The sequence below is a fragment of the Mesorhizobium sp. M2E.F.Ca.ET.219.01.1.1 genome (assembly GCF_004016445.2).
In the GTDB taxonomy this organism is placed as follows: domain Bacteria; phylum Pseudomonadota; class Alphaproteobacteria; order Rhizobiales; family Rhizobiaceae; genus Mesorhizobium.
Genome location: NZ_SADT02000025.1, coordinates 1 through 1,377 on the forward strand (window position 1 = coordinate 1; position 1,377 = coordinate 1,377).

Genomic DNA, 1,377 nt, shown 5'->3' on the forward strand with positions numbered 1-1,377 from the left:
GACTGGTCGCATGTGCTTTGCCATCTTGAATGGAGTGCTTATATACGCGAGAAGAGCTTGCGCTCCATGGTGGTCAGGCGTTCCGGGCCTTTTTCCGTCACCAGCACCGTCTCGCTGAAGCCCATCCCCGCTGCCATCATCAGCATATGAAACACCATTCCCGGCTCTAAGACCCATTCGACGCCAGGCACGAATTCGCGGATAAATTCGCCGGCCGACGGGCGATGATTAAGACCAAGCGAATAGCCGGCACGATTCGTATAGGTTTCGCGCAGTCCAGATGCCAGAAGCGGCTCGCGGCAAGCTCGGTCGACCACGCTGGCCGGTGTGCCCGGCCGCATCAATGCGATCGCCTCGTCTTGGATGCGGATGATCGTGTCGGCGATACGCTGTTGCGCAGCGCTCGCCGGACCGACAACAGCGGTGCGCATCAAGCGTGCCCAGTAATTCTTGTGGACCCCGTTTTGCTCAAAGTAGACAGGATCGCCACGTTCCAGGCGCCGGTCCGAAAGTCCTCCATGTATGAGACTTGTTCGATCGCCGGAGGTGATGATACCGCCGAGCGACGCTGCCCCCGCCTTCACCAATGCGCTAGACACAGCCTCGGCGAGTTCTCGCTCCGCGACTCCAGGCGCGATAGCCTCGATGCCGGCCCGCAGACCCACTTCAACTAGCCGCGCAGCGCCGCGCAGATGTTCTAGTTCCCGCGGCGATTTGATCAGGCGCAGGTGGTCGACAATACGGGGCTCTCCAACCAGAGTTGCCTTCGGCAGCAGCGCCTGCAGCATCTTCCAGCGCTCCACCGTCAAGAACCATGAGTGCTCATCCAGACCGATGCGCCCGCCTGCCAACCCAAGACCTTCAAGGGCTCTTCGCGCCGTGTCGAGCCAAACGGGGAGCGGATCAGCGGCATCTGCATAGACCACATGGTTTTTGACCCATGAGGTGCTGTGCGCCGTGGGGACTTCCATGTCGCGCACGATCAGCACCGGGTCGCCGCGGCTGGGTACTGCTAAAGCGTGATAGGAGAAATAGCCAATTTGATCGAGGCCACTTAGATAATTGATGTTTTCTGGTTGGTGCAGCAGTAAGACGGGAAGATCATACTTAGCCATCTCTTCTTGCGTACGCCGTAGGCGCTCCCGATACTCCTCCGCCGGGAAATCCATGCCGTTATTCGCAGGCTCACTCACCGTCTTAAGCTCCTTCATCGTTGACTAGCTCATTGTATTTGTTTCGCCGTTCACCCGTCTGGCGGACCACCTCTACGCCGGCATACATAACGACTGTCAACGCGATCAGCAGACTTGAAACGGCAGCGATTGTAGGCGTGATCTCTTCCCGAATTCCCGACCACATCTTTATCGGTAAGGTGGT

General features: G+C 58.5%; 1 protein-coding gene and 1 pseudogene. Both read right to left on the reverse strand.

Features of this window, described 5'->3' with window-relative positions:
- Positions 1–38: 38 nt before the first annotated feature.
- Positions 39–1,211, reverse strand: a complete 1,173-nt coding sequence (locus tag EN862_RS34715) for a Xaa-Pro peptidase family protein (protein WP_126097340.1) — start codon at positions 1,209–1,211, stop codon at positions 39–41.
- Positions 1,198–1,377: pseudogene (locus EN862_RS36630) on the reverse strand (hypothetical protein); the annotation flags it as partial. The gene EN862_RS34715 and the pseudogene EN862_RS36630, both read right to left, overlap by 14 nt.